At 64.5% G+C, this 18,776-nt stretch carries 19 protein-coding genes; 17 read left to right on the forward strand and 2 right to left on the reverse strand.

The features are described 5' to 3' along the window. Position 1: 1 nt before the first annotated feature. Together ACO06X_RS16455 and ACO06X_RS16460 are read right to left on the reverse strand one after the other, a co-directional pair. Positions 2-457 carry a nuclear transport factor 2 family protein gene (locus ACO06X_RS16455; protein WP_421837285.1) on the reverse strand — a complete coding sequence of 152 codons (456 nt, stop codon included), beginning with the start codon at positions 455-457 and terminating at the stop codon, positions 2-4. Between the two features lie 14 nt (positions 458-471). Next, complete coding sequence (locus ACO06X_RS16460) at positions 472-861, reverse strand: nuclear transport factor 2 family protein (protein WP_421837286.1); 390 nt, start codon at positions 859-861, stop codon at positions 472-474. Between the two features lie 68 nt (positions 862-929). On the opposite strand from ACO06X_RS16460, the gene ACO06X_RS16465 reads away from it, so the two are divergent. The 17 genes from ACO06X_RS16465 to ACO06X_RS16545 all read left to right on the forward strand — a co-directional run bounded on the left by ACO06X_RS16465 (position 930) and on the right by ACO06X_RS16545 (position 18,738). Next, complete coding sequence (locus ACO06X_RS16465) at positions 930-1,799, forward strand: hypothetical protein (protein WP_421837287.1); 870 nt, start codon at positions 930-932, stop codon at positions 1,797-1,799. A gap of 107 nt (positions 1,800-1,906) precedes the next feature. After that, positions 1,907-4,075, forward strand: coding sequence for a PQQ-dependent dehydrogenase, methanol/ethanol family (locus ACO06X_RS16470; RefSeq protein WP_421837288.1), 2,169 nt, complete (start codon positions 1,907-1,909; stop codon positions 4,073-4,075). Between the two features lie 128 nt (positions 4,076-4,203). Next, on the forward strand, positions 4,204-4,701 hold the full coding sequence (locus tag ACO06X_RS16475; RefSeq protein WP_421837289.1) for a DUF3237 domain-containing protein: 498 nt from the start codon (positions 4,204-4,206) through the stop codon (positions 4,699-4,701). A gap of 67 nt (positions 4,702-4,768) precedes the next feature. After that, the gene (locus ACO06X_RS16480; RefSeq protein ID WP_421837290.1) at positions 4,769-6,355 is read left to right on the forward strand and encodes an FAD-binding protein; all 1,587 of its coding nucleotides are present in this window, start codon (positions 4,769-4,771) and stop codon (positions 6,353-6,355) included. Continuing rightward, positions 6,352-6,750: a c-type cytochrome gene (locus tag ACO06X_RS16485; RefSeq protein ID WP_421837291.1), complete on the forward strand. Its 399-nt coding sequence runs from the start codon at positions 6,352-6,354 to the stop codon at positions 6,748-6,750. Before ACO06X_RS16480 ends, ACO06X_RS16485 begins: the two co-directional genes overlap by 4 nt. Further along, complete coding sequence (locus ACO06X_RS16490; protein WP_421837292.1) at positions 6,750-7,112, forward strand: hypothetical protein; 363 nt, start codon at positions 6,750-6,752, stop codon at positions 7,110-7,112. The genes ACO06X_RS16485 and ACO06X_RS16490 overlap by 1 nt, the downstream gene beginning before the upstream one ends. 215 nt (positions 7,113-7,327) lie before the next feature. Further along, complete coding sequence (locus tag ACO06X_RS16495; protein ID WP_421837293.1) at positions 7,328-8,107, forward strand: glutathione S-transferase family protein; 780 nt, start codon at positions 7,328-7,330, stop codon at positions 8,105-8,107. Further along, positions 8,107-8,892, forward strand: coding sequence for a glutathione S-transferase family protein (locus ACO06X_RS16500; protein ID WP_421837294.1), 786 nt, complete (start codon positions 8,107-8,109; stop codon positions 8,890-8,892). Before ACO06X_RS16495 ends, ACO06X_RS16500 begins: the two co-directional genes overlap by 1 nt. Positions 8,893-8,899: 7 nt before the next feature. Then, positions 8,900-10,465 (forward strand): AMP-binding protein, encoded by a 1,566-nt coding sequence (locus tag ACO06X_RS16505; protein WP_421837295.1) that lies wholly within the window; start codon positions 8,900-8,902, stop codon positions 10,463-10,465. Between the two features lie 101 nt (positions 10,466-10,566). Beyond that, entirely contained in the window at positions 10,567-12,669 is a 2,103-nt protein-coding gene (locus ACO06X_RS16510; protein ID WP_421837296.1) for a PQQ-dependent dehydrogenase, methanol/ethanol family, read from the forward strand. A gap of 45 nt (positions 12,670-12,714) precedes the next feature. Then, the gene (locus ACO06X_RS16515) at positions 12,715-14,139 is read left to right on the forward strand and encodes an aldehyde dehydrogenase family protein (RefSeq protein ID WP_421837297.1); all 1,425 of its coding nucleotides are present in this window, start codon (positions 12,715-12,717) and stop codon (positions 14,137-14,139) included. Positions 14,140-14,208: 69 nt separating this feature from the next. Next, a complete protein-coding gene (locus tag ACO06X_RS16520) occupies positions 14,209-15,081 on the forward strand; it encodes an amidohydrolase family protein (RefSeq protein WP_421837298.1) in 873 nt (290 codons plus the stop codon). 6 nt (positions 15,082-15,087) lie between these two features. After that, positions 15,088-15,552, forward strand: coding sequence for a protein tyrosine phosphatase family protein (locus ACO06X_RS16525; RefSeq protein ID WP_421837299.1), 465 nt, complete (start codon positions 15,088-15,090; stop codon positions 15,550-15,552). Then, positions 15,552-16,301, forward strand: coding sequence for an SDR family NAD(P)-dependent oxidoreductase (locus ACO06X_RS16530; protein ID WP_421837300.1), 750 nt, complete (start codon positions 15,552-15,554; stop codon positions 16,299-16,301). The genes ACO06X_RS16525 and ACO06X_RS16530 overlap by 1 nt, the downstream gene beginning before the upstream one ends. Positions 16,302-16,305: 4 nt before the next feature. Further along, positions 16,306-17,082 carry a glutathione S-transferase family protein gene (locus ACO06X_RS16535; RefSeq protein ID WP_421837301.1) on the forward strand — a complete coding sequence of 259 codons (777 nt, stop codon included), beginning with the start codon at positions 16,306-16,308 and terminating at the stop codon, positions 17,080-17,082. After that, positions 16,980-17,822 (forward strand): alpha/beta fold hydrolase, encoded by an 843-nt coding sequence (locus ACO06X_RS16540; RefSeq protein ID WP_421837302.1) that lies wholly within the window; start codon positions 16,980-16,982, stop codon positions 17,820-17,822. The genes ACO06X_RS16535 and ACO06X_RS16540 overlap by 103 nt, the downstream gene beginning before the upstream one ends. A gap of 13 nt (positions 17,823-17,835) precedes the next feature. Further along, positions 17,836-18,738: a TauD/TfdA dioxygenase family protein gene (locus ACO06X_RS16545; RefSeq protein WP_421837303.1), complete on the forward strand. Its 903-nt coding sequence runs from the start codon at positions 17,836-17,838 to the stop codon at positions 18,736-18,738. Positions 18,739-18,776: the final 38 nt, after the last annotated feature.

The following is an 18,776-nucleotide window of genomic DNA, read 5'->3' on the forward strand; positions in this document are numbered from 1 at the left end:
CTCAGAACATTGTGTTGGTGTTGGCGGACGTCTCGGGCACGGGGCTGATCACGTCCCAGTGCTCCATGACCTTGCAGCCTTGCACGCGGAACATGTCAACGACTGCGAAGCCGCGCTTCTGCTCCGGCGTGCCGTCTTCCTGCCAGCCGTGGCTGTGCGCGGCGACGAGGTTGCCATCGGCGATGATGCGGTGAATTTTCGTGCGCTGGCCGGGGTTGCCCTCGACGAATTTCGTGAGGAACGCGATGGCCGCCTCGCGCCCGGTCTGCGCGTAGGGGTTGTGCTGGATATAGCCCGGATCGACCCACTTCTCGAACGAGGAGCGCACTTTCTTCTCGATGTAGAATTCGTGGAGGAACTGGGTGACGACCTGTTTGGGGGTGAGCTTGCAGGTTCCGGCCTGAGCGGCGGCGGGCGCGGCGAGGAGGGCGAGAGCGGCTAGGGCGGTGAAGCGCATCGGGGGCTCCTTGGTCAGAACATCGAGTTGGGATTGACGGGATGGGCGGGCACGTCCTGCAGCACATCCCAGTGTTCGGCGATCATGCCGTTTTCGCAGCGGAAGATGTCGACCACGGCAAGGCCCGGATCGCCCGGCCAGCGCTCGACATGGGTGTGGACGATCACGTGATCGCCTTCGGCAAAGCTGCGGTGGATGGTCTGCTTCGCATCGGGCGATTCGACTTTCACGTGATCGAGGAAGGCTTTCAGCGCAGCGACGCCGGGCGGGGCGAGCATGGAGTGCTGGATGTAATCGGGCGAAATGTAGCGGTCCACCGCGCTGCTATCCATCGCGATGAGGACCTTGTGATACATCTCGATCACCAGATCGTGATTGGCCTGTTCGGCGGCGGTGCGCGCCATCGACTCTCTCCCCTTTTATTCTAACATTTGATACGGTATGCCGGAATTCGAAGGGCGGTAAAGCCCCCATGGGAGAGATTATGGACCGCGCCGGTCTCTACGCAGCACTCGATGCTTTCCTCGCCGCTCTGAATGCAGGGGATCACACCCGGCTGACCTGGGCGAAGGGCGCGTTTCACAGCGAAAACAACGTGATGCTGGAAGTGGGCGACGGCGTTTGGGGCACGATCCAGCGGCTGGGGGATTACCGGTTGCGCTTTGCCGATACGCGGACCGGGCAGGTCGGCTATTTCGGCACGGTGATCGAGGCGATCGAGGAATCGGCCTTCACGCTGCGGCTGAAGATCGATGCGGTGGGCGCGATTGCCGAATGCGAGATGCTGATCGTGCGGCAATCGGACAGCGGCATCAAGTTCGAGAACTGCCGTTACTGGGACAAGCCGATCCTCCACCGCGAAGTGGTGGCCCCGGTGCCGCGCGCGGAGATGGTGGCGCTTTCCAACGGCTACTTCGATACGCTCCAGCGCAACGACGGGACGATCCACACCAAGTTCCATCCCGATTGCAACCGCGTGGAAAACGGCGTGCAGACGACGCGCAATCCCGAGTTTGCCAAGATCGTGCCCGTCTCCGCGCTGGGCTGCGAGGAGCAGTTCCGCATGGGCAACTACCGCTATGACGACGATCTGCGCGCGCGGCGCTTTCCGCTGGTGGACGAGGAGCGAGGGCTGGTGCTGGCCTTTGGCTTCATCGACCATTCGGGCCGGATCGACGAGTATCAACTGACCGACGGGCGCACGGTGAAGAGCCCGGTGCGGCGGCCGCACAGCTTCTATATCTCCGAGCTGTTCAAGATCGACCACGGGATGATCGAGCAGATCGAGGCGAACTTCATCACGGTGCCCTACCGGATGCCGAGCCCGTGGGACGCGCTGTGATGCTCAGGTGGGCGCGAGCATCCTTCGACAAGCTCAGGATGAGCGGCGTTGGGGGTGGGGCCAGTCTTGACGGTGAGCGGCTTTCTCAAACCCCGCTCACCCTGAGCTTGTCGAAGGGTGTTGTCGCAGCACTCGCCGCACTCGCGCTGGGCGCAGCGCCGCCAATGGTCGGAGCAGGGTCCGAATGGACGAGCCCGGGCGGGGATGCAGGCAAGACGCATCATTCGCAGCTTACGCAGATTAACGCTGGGAATGTCGGCTCGCTCGGGCTGGCGTGGCAGGCGGAGCTTGGCACCGCGCGGGGGATGGAGGCGACGCCGGTCATGGTCGGTGGGGTGCTCTATAGCTCGGGCGTGGCGGGGCGAGCCTATGCCTGGGATGCCGCGACGGGCAAGCAGATCTGGGCCTTCGAGCCCGAGATCGACATGCAGCTCAATCGCACGGCGTGCTGCGACATGGTCAATCGCGGGGTCGCGGTCGCGCGCGGCAAGGTCTACGTCGCGACGCTCGATGGCTGGCTCTATGCGCTGAACGCCAAGACCGGCGCGGTGGTCTGGAAAAGCGACTTCATCGAGAACCGCCGCAAGGGCGACAATTCGACTGGCGCGCCGGAGATTGCTGGCGATGTTGTCGTCATCGGCATGGCGGGCGCGGAATACGATGTGCGCGGGTATGTGACCGCACTCGATCTGGAAACGGGCAAGCTCCGCTGGCGCTGGCACGTGGTGCCGCGCGATCCGGCGTTGGGACCGCAGGAAACGCCCGAGCTCGAGAAGGCGCTGGCGACCTGGGATCCCAAGAGCCGCTGGGATGTGGGCGGCGGCGGCGCGCCGTGGGATGCGATCGCCTATGATCCGGAGACGGGGTATCTGCTGGTCGGCACCGGCAATGGCGGGCCTTACGCGACCTCGAAGCGCAGCCCGGCGGGGGGTGATAACCTCTACCTTGGCAGCCTCGTCGCGCTTGATCCGAAGACGGGGCGGATGGTCTGGCACTATCAGGAAACGCCGGGCGACAACTGGGACTTCACCTCGACCCAGCCGCTGATCCTGACGCACCTGAAGGTGGCTGGGGCGGATCGGTCGGTGATCCTCCATGCGCCCAAGAACGGCTTTCTTTATGTGATCGACCGGGCGAGCGGGAAGTTGCTCAAGGCCAATCCGCTGGTGCGGATGAACTGGGCCAAGGGGATCGATCCGGCAACCGGGCGGCCGATCCTGACGCCGGAGGACAGTGATTATACGGCGGGGCCGAGGATCGTGTTTCCGGCGACTCCGGGGGCGCGCAACTGGCATCCCGCTTCGTTCGATCCGGCGACGGGGCTGTATTATGCGGCGGTGCTCGATCTGGGGAACCTGATCTTCATGACGCCGGGGCAGAAGCCACTGAAGGCGCGCGGGCTGAATAATGACGCCGCGCTGATCTTCACGACCGACGTGAAGGATGCCTTGAGCGCGCTGCCGCCGCCGATGGCCGATGCGGTGCGGGCGCTGCCTGCTTATGCCGAGGCACTGCGCGATCCCGGCACCGCGCAGATCCGCGCGATCGAGCCTTTGACGGGCAAGACGGTGTGGGCGGCGGATACGGCAGGTTGGCAGGACCGCGCCGGGGTGCTGACGGCCGCTTCGGGGTTGCTGATCCATGGCAATGTGGGGGGCACGCTGTTTGTCCGCGATGCGAAGACAGGCAAGGTGCTCAAGCGCATCGAGACGGGTACGCCGATCATGGCGGCACCGATGACGTATCAGGTGAACGGGGTGCAGTATGTTGCGGTGATGGCCGGGTGGGGCGGGGGCGGATTTCCGTTCGTCCCGCGCTATGCCGCCGCTTATGATCGGGGCAATCTGAACCGGCTGCTGGTGTTCAAGCTGGGCGGGGGCAAGGTGAAGGAGCCGCCGTTGCTGCCGTCGCTGGAAGTCGCGCCCGAGCCGCCGGTGCAAGCGGCGGGGGTGACGGCGGAGACAATTGCGCGCGGGCAGGGGCTGTTCTTCGGCAATTGCGCGATCTGCCATGCCAACCGGCACCGCTCGATCACGCCGGACTTGCGGCGGATGCAGCCGGGGACGCACGCAATGTTCCGTGCAATCGTGCTGGAAGGCGCACTCGTGCCGGGCGGAATGCCGCGCTGGGATGACGTGCTGAGCCCCGGCGATGCGGATGCGATCCATGCCTATCTGATCGACCAGCAGAAGCAGACGCGCAGCGATGAACTGGCGAAGGTGAAGGCGGGCAAGCCGCTGGACGGGCCGAGCCTGACGATCTTGAGCAATTATTGAGAACCCAATCCAAAACCGCTCATGCTGAGCTTGTCGAGGCATCCTGCGCGGCGGTTGCGCCAGCACCCTTCGACAGGCTCAGGGTGAGCGGGGATGGGGTTTGTGGGGTTTAGAAGGAAACGTTGATCATGGACTTTTCGACACTCGACAACCCGCGGCTGGAGTTTGCCTTTGCCTGCACCTTGCGTTTCACCCGCGTGCAGGTGGTGCCTGATGTGCCAACTGGCGGCATGCGCAGCGCGGTTTATGTCGATGATGGCGAGTTCGAGGGGCCGCGGCTGAAGGGCCGTGCGGTGCCCAATTCGGGCGGCGACTATGCCTTCTTCCGGCCCGACGATACGGCTGTGTTCGATGCGCGCTATATGCTCGAGGTCGATGACGGCACCTTGATCTACATGCAGAACAAGGGATTCCTGTGGGGTCGCGAGCCGGGGACGATGGAGCGGCTGCGGGGCTGGGCTTTCGCGGGCGGTGCGCCGGTGCCGCATGCCGAATACTATCTGCGCGCGCAGCCCACTTTCGAGACGAGCAAGGGCCCGCACGACTGGCTGACGCGGCACGTGTTCATCGGCGTGGGCGAGCGGCGGCCGGATGGCAACCATGTGCGGTATTATGCGCTGACTTGACGCGGCGGCCTTCGCGCGGCAGAACGCTAACAATTGGTATAAAAAGACACATGGGAGAATTCCGCCGGTGAAGCTGCATCTGCCGCCCCGCGTCAGCCCCAAAGCATTCGAGGCCATGCTCACCGCGTCTGCCGGGGTCGTGGGTAAGGACTGGGTCATGGCGAGCGACGCCGACCGCGACGCCTATTCCGATGTCTATGCGCCCGGTTCTTCGGAGGAATGGCCGGCAGGCGCGGCGATTGCGCCCGCCAGCGTAGAGGAAGTGCGCGCGATCGTGCGGCTGGCAAACGAGCACAAGACGCCGCTCTGGCCGGTCTCGCGCGGCAAGAACCTGGGCTATGGCACGGCTGCGCCGCGCCTGCCGGGTTCGATCGTGCTCGATCTGGGGCGCATGAACAAGGTGCTCGAGCTCGATAGCGCGCTGGCCTACTGCGTGATCGAGCCGGGGGTCGGCTTCTTTGATCTCTATGAGCATATTCAGCGCGAAAAGGCCCCGCTGTGGCTTTCGGTGCCAGGCAATGCCTGGGGCTCGGTGCTGGGAAATGCGCTGGAGCACGGCATCGGCTATACCTCTTATGGCCTCCACGCGCGCAATCTGTGCGGGATCGAGGCGGTGCTGCCGGACGGCGATCTGATGCGCACCGGCATGGGCGCGATGACGAACAACCCGGCCTTCCATCTCTTTCCGATGAGCTATGGCCCGACGTTTGATCTGGCCTTCTCGCAGTCCAATCTCGGCATCGTGACCAAGGCCGGTCTATGGTTGCAGCCCGCGCCGGAGACATCGCTTGAACTGGTGTGGGATATCCCGGCGGTGGACGATATCGGCTGGGTGATCGATACGATCGCGCCGCTGAAGATTTCCGGGCTGATCGACCAGAACGTGTTCATCCCGAGCTGGCTTGGCAAGATGGTGCTGAAAGGCCAGCGCAAGGATTTCTGGGACAAGCCGGGTGCGATTCCGGAAGCGCGCGTGGAAGAACTGCTCAAGGAGCACAAGCTGGGCTACTGGCAGGTGGCGCTGCGCCTTTATGGCGATGAAGGCGTGGTCAAGGCCAAGGCTGCGGTGGTGAAGGCGGCGATGGAGCGCAACCTCAAGACCCCGCCTGCCGAGCATTGGTGGCATCCGGGTGACTATGTCCACGGGGTCGAGATCACGATGGGCATCCCGTCTGCCGTGCCATTGCAGATGAGCGACTGGATCGGCGGGCGCGGCGCACACATGGGCTTTTCGCCGGTGGTGCCCGCGACCGGCAAGCACGTGCTTGATCAGATGCACCGCAGCCGCAAGATCATCGCGGACTTCGACGTGGATTTCTACGCCAGCTTCACCATCGGTGGGCGCTTTGCCAACAACGTCAACATGCTGATGTATGACCGCGACAACGCCGAGGAGGTGGTGAAAATGCGCCGCCTGTTCGATGCGCTGATCACGGAGACGGCCAAGGCGGGCTATGCCGAATACCGCACCCACCTTGGCTGGATGGACCCAGTGATGGACACCTTCGATTTCAACGGCCATGCGCTGCGCCGCTTTGGCGAGAAGGTGAAAAACGCGCTCGATCCCAATGGAATCGTTGCACCCGGCAAACAGGGCATCTGGCCCGCCGCTTATGCCGCCCAGCGCGCCAAGAATTCGGGAGGCAAGGCATGAAACGCCTGATCCTTGCTGCCGGCTTGCTCGCGTCCGCCGCTGCGGCCCTCCCTCCCGGTCCGCCTCCAGGGCCGCCACCGCCCTACCAGATGCGCGGCGAGGCACCTGCGGGTGACCGGCTGAAGCCGGGCGGGGACGGCAAGCTGCTGTTTCAGGTCCACTGCGGCTATTGCCACCTTGCCGGCGGGATGGGGACAAACCTCCTCACCAAGCAGCGCATGATGATGGGTGAGACGCCGGACAAGGGCCTGCTCGCCAACCGCACCGACCTGACGGCGGACTATGTGAAGAGCGTGGTGCGCATGGGCAAGGGCGCGATGCCGGCGCAGACCAAGGTTGATGTGACCGATGCCGAACTGGATGCGGTATCCAAATATCTCGGGAAGGCGGGCTGATGCGGACCACGCGGCGCGGAGTGCTGAAAGGCGGGGCGCTCGCAGGCGCGGTGGCGGCAGTTCCGGTGGCGGCGCAGGCGGCCGCCGGAGTGGCGGCGGTGATTGTTTACGACAGCCGTCTGGCTGAATCCGCAAGCTTTGCAGGCGGGCGGGGAATCGATCTTGCCGCAGTCTCTCTGCGAGAAGCCCATGTCGCGCTGGCGGGCGCGATGCGTGTCGAGGGGCTGACGCGCTGGAGCGACTGGACCGCGCTGCGCGGGCTGCTGGAAGAGCAGGGCTTGCGGCGGACGGCCGAGACGCGCGCTTCGGCGCCGCTCTCCGGCCATGATGGCCTGCTGCGCTGGAGCATGGCCGCGCGCTGAGGGCTGTTTCTCCCACGTGCTGTTTTACCACGTGAAATCTGATCGCTCCGGAGCGCTTAGCGCGCGGGCGGACTAGCGCCTAAGCCGAGCGGCGAACCTGCCTCTGCGGGCAGGACTGCTTGAACCGTCAGGCGAGCTGATTTAGTATGTAACACTAACAATCAGCTCCGCATGTCCGGAGTCGGGAGAGAGCTTGCTGCCATGGTGCTCGACGCATGACCGACGTGACGCTCTATCACTGGGAGCCCAACGCCAATTCGGGCAAGCCGATGTTGGCGCTGATGGAAAAGGGCGTGCCCTTTGCCAGCCACTACATCGACATGCTGCAGTTCGATCAGCACAAGCCGGAATACCTCGCGATCAATCCGCAGGGCACGATCCCGGCGATGACGCACCAGGGACCTTGGGGTTCGCGCGTGCTGACCGAGAGCACCGCGATCATGGAATATGTGAACGCCGCGTTCCCGGGGCCGGACCTGATGCCGGCGGACGCGCAGGATCGCTGGCGCGTGCGCTGGTGGATGAAGTTCATGGATCAGTGGCTCGGCCCCAGCTTCTCGATGATCGGCTGGAGCGTGTTCGTCGGCCCGCGCGTGCGCGAGCGTGATCCGGAGGAACTGGCCGCCGCGATCGAACGCATTCCGCTGCTCGAGCGGCGCAGGGCATGGAAGAAGGCAATCAATGGCGATTTCAGCGCGGAGGAAATGGCCGAAAGCCGCCGCCGCGTGGCGCTGGGCGTCGCCAAGCTCGAGGAAGAGCTCGGCAAGCGCGACTATGTGGGTTCGGATGCCTACAGCCTGGCCGATATCAACATCTTCAATTCGACCTATTCGCTGCCGCTTTCGCAGCCCGATCTCGCCAGCAAGGAAAAGACGCCCAACATCATGCGCTGGCTGAAGCGCGTCTATGAGCGCGAGGCAGTGGGCAAGACCTGGGCCATGGGCAAGACCGACATGGCGGCGCGCTATAGCCTGATGATGGAAGGGATCATCTGATGGAGCCGGTGCTGTATCATGGCGAACCCAATGGCGCTTCGCTGACCGTGCTGGCGGCGCTGGCAGAAAGCGGGCTCGACATTCCCTGCCGACCGATCGACCTTCTGAGCGGTGCGCGGCACGCCCTGCCGGAGATTGCCGAGCCGATCGCGCTCGATCTGGGGATCGAGGGCGAGGGGCCAGTGCTGGTGATTGGCGGCGAGGCGATGACCGAGTCGGTGTTCCTCGCGCAATTTCTCGATGAACTGGCGGGGGGCTGCGGGCTCCAGCCTGATGACCCGTACGCGCATTGGGAAATGCTGATGTGGTGCCGGCAGATCACCGAGCGGCTTTCGCCGGCGGCGGCACTGCTGGGCAATCTGGCATGGTCGCAGCAGCTGATTGCCGCGATCCCGGCAAGTGACTTTGCTGCGCTGGCGACCACGGTCGTTTCGGACGACCTGCGCGCGCGCTGGCAGGCGCTGCACGAGGGCAGGGATGATCGCGCTCAAGTGGCGGACAGCGAAGCCAAGGTCGATCAGGCCGCGCAGCGCTGCGAGGACAAGCTGGCCGATGGGCGCGAGTTCCTGATGGGCGCGTTCTCGATTGCCGATCTGGTCACCTACAGCTGGCTGGCGGGGATGGAACCGATCCGTCCCGAAGCCTTCTCCGAAACGCCGCTTACCCGTGCCTGGTTGGCGCGCGTGGCGGCTCGGCCCTGTATTCTGGCAGCTTTGGCCATGGCCAACACGCCGGAACCGCTTAAAACTTGGGCGCCTGGCCCGGAAATCAACCGTTGGGGATGACAGCACAATGCGTGCAATCGACTACTTTGACCGTGGCCATGACCGCGATCCTTCGCGCCTTGCGATCATCGATACCGAATCCGGCCTGAAGCTGACCTTTGCCGAGACCAAGGCGCTTTCCGAGCGCATTGCCGCGGCACTCCAGAAAGGCGGGTTCGAGAATCAGGACCTGCTCGGGCTTTATGGCCCGAACGATGGCATGCTGCTGGTGGTGGTGCTGGCGATGTGGCGCGCCAACGGCAAGTGGATCCCGGTCAACACGCGCAACGCGATCGAGGCCAACGCAGCCTATATCAATTACGTGCGGCTGAAGTGGATGGTTTACCACTCGTCGAAGGCCGACGAGGTGCAGCAGCTCAAGGACCTGTGCCCGACGCTGCAGCATTTCGTGTGCCTCGACAAGCGCATGGGCGATGATCCGAGCCTTGAGGAATTCATGGCCGGGGTGAGCGAGGCCGATTTCGTCGAGCCGGAAACCGATGCGTTCGGCAACCTGATGGACATGGTCGGCATCTTCCCCACCGGCGGCACGACCGGGCCTTCGAAGGGCGCGAACGTGACCAACCTGGGCTGGGGCACGATGATCGAGACGGCGGCGGACGGCATGGGCGGGCGCACCGACAATCCGGTCGCGCTGGTTTCCGCGCCGATCACGCATGCGGCGGGGCCGATTGCGCTTTCGACGCTGAGCCTTGGTGCGACGCAGGTGATCCTGCCCGGCTTCGATGCCGAGGACGTGCTGCGCACGATCGAGGAGTACAAGGTCACGCACATGTACCTGCCGCCGACGGCCATGTACCAGTGCCTCGCGAGCCCGGAGATCGGGAAGCACGATTATTCGTCGCTGAAGATCTTCATCCTCGTCGGATCGCCCTGCAGCCCGGAAAAGCTGCGGCAGGCGGTGGAAATCTTCGGCCCCTGCATGTGCCAGGCCTATGGCCAGGTCGAATGCCCGATGATCGTGGCGTGGTTCCCGCCCGAGGATGTGGCGCGCTTTGCCAAGGAGGCACCGGAAAAGCTCGCCTCGTGCGGGAAGCCGACCCGCTCGATCAAGGTCACGCTGATGGATGACGACGGCAATCACATGCCGCTGGGCGAGGCGGGCGAGATCTGCGTGCGCGGCGCGCTGGTGACGCATTCCTACTTCGAGAAGCCCGAAGAAACCGCCGAAATCCGCAAGTTCGGCTGGCACCATACGGGCGACGTCGGCAAGTTCGATGCGGACGGCTATCTCTATATCGTCGACCGCAAGAAGGACATGGTCGTCTCTGGGGGCTTCAACGTCTTCACCGCCGAAGTCGAGGCGGCGGTGACCGAACTGGCAGCTGTGCGCGAGGCCTGCGTGTTCGGCATCCCGCACGAGAAGTGGGGCGAGCAGGTCCATGCCGTGGTGGTGGCCGAAGGGATCACCGGCGAGGAAATCATCGCCTATACCAAGCAGCGCCTCGGCGGCGTGAAGGCGCCCAAATCGATCGAGTTCATCGATGCCATTCCCCGCACCGCTGCGGGCAAGATGGACAAGAAGGCGCTGCGCAAAAAGTACTGGGGCGACGCGCAGCGTATGGTGAATTGACCGAGGGTCGTTTAAACAGCCGGTTAAAGTGATCCGGGGTCGCACCGGACAGTCAGGAGAAGGTGACGGATATGCGCGTTTCGTTCGTTCGCAAGTTGGCCATGGCATCGGTTCTCGCACTTTCGGCGGGGGCGGTGGCGCAATCGGGTGCAATGGCCGGGGTGACCGACGCGATGCTGCTGAGCGTCCCGGCGGGCGAATGGCTGAGCTATGGCCGCGACTATGCCGAGCAGCGCTATTCGCCGCTCAAGCAGGTCAACGAGTACAACGTCGATCAACTGGGCCTTGCCTGGTTTGCCGATCTGGACACCGCGCGCGGGCAGGAAGCCACCCCGCTGATGCACGACGGCGTGCTCTATGTCTCGACCGCATGGTCGATGGTGAAGGCCTACGACGCGAAGACCGGCAAGCCGCTGTGGGCCTATGATCCCAAGGTGCCGCGCGAAACCCTGGTGCGCACCTGCTGCGATGCGGTGAACCGGGGCGTGGCGCTTTATGGCGACAAGCTGTTTGTTGCGGCGCTGGATGGCCGGCTGATCGCGCTCGATCAGAAGACGGGCAAGGTGATCTGGGAAAAGGTTACGGTCCCCAACCAGACCGATTACACGATCACCGGCGCACCGCGCATCGTGAAGGGCCGGGTGCTGATTGGCGCGGCTGGCGCGGAATACAAGGCGCGCGGCTATATCGCGGCCTATGACCCGGAGACGGGGAAGGAAGTGTGGCGCTTCAACACCGTGCCGGGCAACCCCGCCAAGGGCTTCGGTGTCGAAGGCGTCAACAAGGCGGCGCATGAGGCGGCGGCCAAGACCTGGGGCAACAAGTGGTGGACCCTCGGCGGCGGCGGCACCGTGTGGGATTCGATCACCTACGATCCGGAAACCAACCTCGTCCTCTTCGGCACCGGCAATGCCGAGCCGTGGAACCCGGCTGCCAACGGCCGTGCGGGCGATAGCCTCTACACCTCCTCGATCGTGGCGGTGAATGCCGATACCGGCCAGTACGTCTGGCATTTCCAGGAGACGCCGGAAGACCGCTGGGACTTCGACTCGGACCAGCAGATCACGATTGCCGACGTGGTGATCGGCGGCGAGAAGCGCCACGTGGCCATGCACGCGCCCAAGAACGGGCACGTCTATGTGCTCGACGTGAAGACCGGCAAGTTCCTTTCGGCAACCCCCTGGGTTCCGGTGAACTGGGCGACGGCAGTCGATCCCGAGACCGGGCGCCCGACCATCAACCCCGATGCGCAGTACGAAAAGACCGGCAAGCCCTTCGTCAGCCTGCCCGGCGCGGTCGGTGCGCATAGCTGGCAGCCGCAGAGCTACAGCCCCAAGACCGGCTATCTCTACATCCCGACCAACCTTGCCGCGTTCCCCTATATGGCGGCGGCGGGCTGGAAGCCGACCGATATCGGCTTCCAGACGGGTCTTGATGGCTATGCCGTGGCGATGCCGGCGGACCTCAAGGCGCAGGCCGGCGCCAAGGCCGCGACGACCGGCCAGCTGGTGGCATGGGATGTCGCGAACAAGAAGCCGGCGTGGAAGGTCGATCTCAAGGGGCCGTCGAACGGCGGCGTTCTCTCGACCGCGGGCAACCTCGTGTTCCAGGGCACGGCGGGGGGCGAATTCGTGGCCTATACCGCGAACAAGGGCGAGAAGCTGTGGTCGTTCCCGGCGCAGACCGGGATCATCGCCGCGCCGATGACCTATGCGATCGATGGCGAGCAGTATGTCGCGATCCTCGCCGGCTGGGGCGGCGTATGGGATATCGCCACCGGCGTGCTGGCCAACAAGGCCGGCGCGGCCCGCAACATCAGCCGCCTGCTGGTGTTCAAGCTCGGCGCCAAGGGCCAGCTGCCCGAAGCGCCCCCGATGAACCAGATGGTGCTCGATCCGCCGCCGTTCACCGGCACGACCGCTCAGGCGATGCACGGCGGGCAGCTTTATGGCCGCTACTGTTCGGTCTGCCACGGCGATGCGGCGGTTTCGGGCGGGCTCAACCCCGACCTGCGCCACTCGGCGATCATCAACTCCGCCGATGCGCTGAAGGCGGTGGTGATCGGCGGCCAGCTCCACGAACTGGGCATGGTTTCGTTCAAATCAGCGCTCAAGCCCGCTGACGCGGAGGCGATCCGCATGTATCTCATCAAGCGTGCCAACGAAGACAAGGCCCTGAAGGACCAGACATTGGCATCGCGCTGACAAAATGCTATAACTTAGAACAATCCATAGAGGACGGAGAGACCCATGACCAAACTCTACCCCAATCTGATCGACGGCGAGCTTGTAACCACTGCCAAGGCGCTCGATGTGGTGAACCCGGCGAACGAGCAGGTGATCGGCCAGGTGCCGGCTTGCGGTGCCGAGGAGCTTGACCGCGCCGTTGCCGCTGCGCGCCGTGCCTTCAAGACCTGGTCCAAGACCCCGGTCGACGATCGCCGTGCGGTGATCCGCGCCATGGCCGCAGCCATCGACGCCAACTTCGACGAGCTGTTCCGCCTCCTCACCGCCGAACAGGGCAAGCCGCACCAGCAGGCCCAGTTCGAAATCGGCGGCTGCTCGGCGATGATGAACGCGCAGTCGACGCTGACGCTGGAAGAGACGATCAACGAGGACAGCGACGAACGCCTCAGCCGCACGCGCCGCGTGCCGGTCGGCGTTGTGGGCGGCATCGTGCCGTGGAACTTCCCGATCCTGATGGCCGTGCAGAAGATCGCGCCCGCGATTCTCTCGGGCTGCACCATCGTGCTCAAGCCCTCGCCGTTCACCCCGCTGACCACGCTCCGTTTTGCCGAGCTGATCAAGGACATCGTGCCCGCGGGCGTCGTCAACATCATCACCGGCGAGGATGCCCTCGGCCCGATGATCACCGCGCACCCGGACATCGACAAGATCACCTTCACCGGCTCCACCGCGACCGGCAAGAAGATCATGGAAGGCGCCTCGAAGGACCTCAAGCGCATCACGCTCGAACTCGGCGGCAATGACGCCTCGATCGTGCTGCCCGATGCCGACGTTGCCAAGGTGGCCGAGCAGCTGTTCTGGTCGAGCTTCACCAACGCGGGCCAGATCTGCGTGGCGGCCAAGCGCATCTACATCCACGAAGACATCTACGACGAGATGAGCGCGGCGATTGCCGAGTACGCGAAGAACGTGACCGTAGGCGATGGTGCCAACCAGGGCACCGGCGTGGGTCCGATCCAGAACAAGAAGCAGTTCGACCGCGTGTGCGAGCTGATCGAGGACGCCAAGGCCAACGGCTACAAGTTCCTCGTCGGCGGCGATGTCGATCCTTCGGGCTCGGGCTATTACGTGCCGATCACCATCCTCGACAACCCGCCCGAAGACGCGCGGATCGTTGCCGAGGAGCAGTTCGGCCCCGTCATGCCGCTGATGAAGTTCTCGTCTGACGACGAAGTCATCGCGCGCGCGAACAACTCGGAATATGGCCTCGCCGGCGCGGTGTGGACCAAGGATACCGAGCGCGGCGTGAAGATTGCCGAGCAGCTCGAAACCGGCACGGTGTGGATCAACGAGTTCCTCCACCTTTCGCCCTTCGCGCCCTTCGGCGGTCACAAGCAGTCCGGCTTCGGCGCGGAATACGGCATCGAAGGTCTGAAGGAGTTCACCTACAGCCAGGTGATCACCATCAAGAAGGACGCGCTCGTCTGAGCCATGTTTGAGTGACCAGCAGCCCCGGCGACCCTGTGGTCGTCGGGGCTTCTTTCAAGGAATTGCCCGGTGCCCATCGATATCCAGAAGATCAAAGCCATCGACGTGCACGTGCATGCCGAGGTTTCGTGCCACGATCCGGAAGATCCGGTGATGGGCAAGTTCTTCGATGCCGCATCGGCCTATTTCAAGGCTCCGCGCGAACGGCCCAAGATGCCCGAGATCGTCGAGATCTACCGCGAGCAGCAGATCGCGTTTTGCATGTTCACCGTCGATGCCGAGTGCGGCATGGGCGCCAAGCGGGTCTCGAACTACGAAGTCGCCGAAATGGCGCTCAAGAATGATGACATCTGCATCGCGTTCGCCTCGATCGACCCGCACAAGGGCAAGTTCGGCGCGCGCGAGGCGCGCGATCTGATCGAGAACTACGGGGTCAAGGGCTTCAAGTTCCACGGCATCGTGCAGGATTGCCACCCGGCGGACCGCGTGGCCTATCCGATCTATGAAGTGATTGCCGAATACGGCCTGCCTGCCATCTTCCACACCGGCCATTCGGGCATGGGCACAGGCATGCGCGGCGGCGGCGGGATGCGGCTGAAGTATGGCCAGCCGATGCTCATCGACGATGTTGCGGTCGACTTTCCCGACATGAAGATCATCCTCGCGCACCCTTCGTGGCCATGGGTGGATGAAAGCCTTTCGATGGCGCTGCACAAGGACAACGTGTTCATCGACTTGTCCGGCTGGAGCCCCAAGTATTTCGCGCCGCAGATCATCCAGTATGCCAACACGCAGCTGAAGCATAAGATGCTGTTCGGGTCTGACTTCCCGCTGATCCACCCGCAGAAGTGGATCGATGCCGCGCTCAAGGTCGGCTTCCGCGACGAAGTGCTGCCCGGCATCATGAAGGACAACGCACTGCGCGTGCTGGGGCTGGCCTGAGCCGGCATGGAGACAGATCCCGCCGATATCCGCGGCTGGCAAAGGTTGAGCGGCGATGTGACGACCTCGGGGCGGCTCGAGGAGCATGATGTCGCCCGCCTTGCCGCGCTGGGCGTGAAGCAGGTCGTCAATCTGGCGCTCGACAGCCATCCTGAGGCGCTGGCTGACGAGGCGGGCCGGTTTGGCGCCGAAGGTATCGCCTACACGCACATTCCGGTGCCGTTCGATGCGCCTGCCGAGGCCCATTTCGAGGCGTTCCGCGCGGCGGTAGAGGCGGGGCCGAAGCCGGTGCACGTGCATTGCATCATGAACTGGCGGGTCTCCGCGTTCTTCTACCGGCTGCACCGTGATTTTCAGGGGATGCCCGAGGCGGAGGCGCGCGCACTCATGGCGCAGCAATGGGTTCCTGATGCGGCGGACAAGCCGGAGTGGCAGGCCTGGGCGGAATTCATCGCACCGAAGGCGGACTGATGGATTTTGCCGGCCAGCATGTCGTGATCACCGGCGCTTCAACCGGGATCGGCCGGGCTACGGCGGAGCGGCTGGTGCGCGGCGGAGCGCGGGTGACGGTGGTTGCGCGGCGGGGCGAGTTGCTCGCCGATCTCTGCGCGGAGCTGGGTGCAGGTGCCGGCTGGGCAGCAGCAGATGTAGGCCAGCAGGACCAGCTGATTGCCGCGCTGGACAGTGCAGTCGCGCAGCATGGGCCGATCGATGGACTGTTCCTCAACGCAGGGACGGGCGGGACGTTCGCGCCGCTGGAACACTATTCGGACGATGCGTTTGATTCGCTGATGGCGGTCAACATGAAGTCCGCATTCTGGGCGGTGCGCCATGTGCTGCCGGCAATGAAGGCGCGCGGGCACGGCTCGATCCTGATCACCGGCAGCCTTGCTTCCGAGCGCGGGATGGCGATGAACGTGGGCTATGTGATGAGCAAACACGCGGTGCTGGGCCTTGCCCGCGCGGCGGCGCTGGAAGGGGCGGCCCATGGCGTGCGCGTCAATTGCCTCGTGCCCGGCTTCATCGATACCCCGCTGCTCGATGGCGTGCCGCCAGAGCAGCTGACTTCGCTGGCCGCCAATGTGCCGCAGCAGCGGCTGGGCAGCGCGGCGGATGTCGCCGAAGTTGCCGCCTTCCTGCTCTCACGCGCTGCCGCGCATGTCACTGGCCAGAGCTGGGCGGTGGATGGCGGCGTGCTGGGCACTCTTGCCGTAAGGTAACCGCATGACGCTCAAGTACTACCACGCCGAACCGCTGGCCAATTCGCTCAAATCCATGGCCCCGCTCAAGGAGAAGGGGCTGGACTACGAGAGCGTGTACGTCGATCTGCACAAGTTCGAGCAGCACCAGCCGTGGTTCACCGCGATCAATCCCGAAGGCCAGGTGCCGGTGCTCGATCATGATGGCACGATCATCACCCACACCACGGTGATCAACGAGTACCTGGAGGACGTGTTTCCCGATGCGCAGCCCGCTGACGGACCGCTGCGTCCGCGCGATGCGGTGGGGGCGGCGCGGATGCGCTACTGGAACAAGTTCGTCGACGAGCAGGTGATGAACTTCGTCTCGATGCACGGCTGGCACCGCATGGTCGGCGTGATCGCGCGCAATATCGAGAGCGGCGAGTTCGAGAAGCTGCTGGAGAACATCCCGCTGCCCGATCAGCGCAAGAAATGGGCGACGGCGCGTTCAGGCTTTTCCGAAGCCGATCTGGCGAATGCGACGGCCAAGATCGAATACGCGGTGGACAAGGTGGAGAAGCAGCTGGCGGAAACGCCGTGGCTGGCGGGCGCGACCTATACGCTGGCGGATATCAATTTCTATTCGCACTGCGGGATGATGGTGGAGCGGATGTTCCCCGAACTGGAGATCGCCAGGCGCGCGCCGCGTCTGGTCGAATGGCGCGACCGCGTGACGGCGCGGCCGGGCATGGCGGCGGCTTTGAAGAGCGAGGACCGCACGGCACCGGGCCTGCGCACCTGGTCGGGGCACGTGCGCTGATGGCGGGCTTCGTGCTGATCCATGGTTCGTGGCATGGCGGCTGGTGCTTCGATCCGGTTGCGGAATTGCTGCGCGCGCGCGGGCACACCGTTGTTGCACCCACGTTGCCGGCGATGGGCGGGACGGCTGAGGAAATGGCCGCGATCACGCTGGGTGACTGGGGCCGTTTTGCTGCGCAGCATTGCCGCGAGCTGAAGGCGCAGCTTGGCGGCGCGCCGGTCGTGCTGGCAGGGCATAGCCGCGGCGGGCTGGTGGTGAGCACCGCAGCGGAGCGCGATCCGGAGGCGATGGACGCGCTGGTCTATATCTGCGCGATGATGCTGCCTTCGGGCGTCTCGCGCGCCGAATTCAAGGCGCTGGAGGAGCCCAATCCCGATTTCGACGCGATCATCAGCAAGGTGCATGATGGCGCGGCGACTGTGGTCGATCCTGAGCGAGCCGGGCCGGTGTTCGCGCAGCTTTCGCCGCCCGAGCTGGTGGCCGGCGTGCTGCCGCGCTTGCTTGCTGAGCCGCATGGGCCGCGCGCGGAATTGCTGCAGCTTTCGGCGCAGCGCTGGGGTTCTTTGCCGCGCACGTATATCGAATGCACCGAAGACCGCACGATCCCCATCACCAGCCAGCGCCGGATGCAGGCCATGTCGCCCGGTGCGAGGGTGGTGACGCTCGATGCCGATCACAGCCCCTACCTCTCGCGCCCGGTGGAACTGGCCGATGCGCTGGAGGGGGCAATTCCGGCCTGATGGAGAGAAGCTGATGCGCGAAGTGAGGCTGAGCCCGCAGGGCGATTTTGACAATGCGGCGCGGGATTACAAGCACATCACCGCGCATCCGCTGACCGCCGCGATGGGCGCCGAAATCACCGGGGTGCGGCTGGGAGAGACTCTTGCGCCCGAGGCCTTCGACGAAATCCGCAACGCGCTGTGGCGGCACAAGATGGTGTTTCTGCGCGATCAACACCTCACGCATTCCGAGCACGAAGCGTTTTCGGCGCGGTTCGGGCCGTTTGCGGTCGATGCCTACACACAAGGGGTGGAGGGGCACCGCAATGTCCATCCGCTGATCAAGGAAGCGGACACCAAGACCAAGGCGCTGTTCGGCAGCGGCTGGCACACCGATTCGCCGTTTCTGGATGAGCCGCCTTCGGTCACGATCCTGCGCGCCATTCAAGTGCCGCCCTATGGGGGTGACACGACCTGGACCGATACGCAGCTCGCCTGGCGGATGCTGAGCCCTGCGATGCAGGCGATGCTGCGCCCGCTGAAGGTGCATATGTCGGCCGAGGCGAATGTGGCGACGCAGGAGCGGATCAGCGGCAAGCCGATGGCCTTTGCCAATGACGACCGGCGCTCCTCTGCGCTCAACGGCAATTTCCACCCGCTGGTGCGCACGCATCCGTTTACCGGGCTGCCCTCGCTTTATGTCGACGAAGTGTACGCCGTGGGGATCGAGGGGATGACCGAGGCGGAAAGCCGCCCGATCCTCGACATGCTGACGCGGCATATCACGCAGGCGGGCTTCACCTGCCGCTTGCGCTGGGAGCCCGGCATGATCGCCATGTGGGACAACCGCGCGGCGCTGCATCTGGCGCCGAATGACTATGACGGGTTCCGGCGCGAGATGTACCGCACGACGATGGCGGGGGAGCGGCCGGAGTAGGGTTGCGGGAGGAAGCGGGGCCCCGGATCAAGTCCGGG

The sequence above is a fragment of the Novosphingobium sp. genome, from assembly GCF_965229225.1.
GTDB lineage: Bacteria > Pseudomonadota > Alphaproteobacteria > Sphingomonadales > Sphingomonadaceae > Novosphingobium.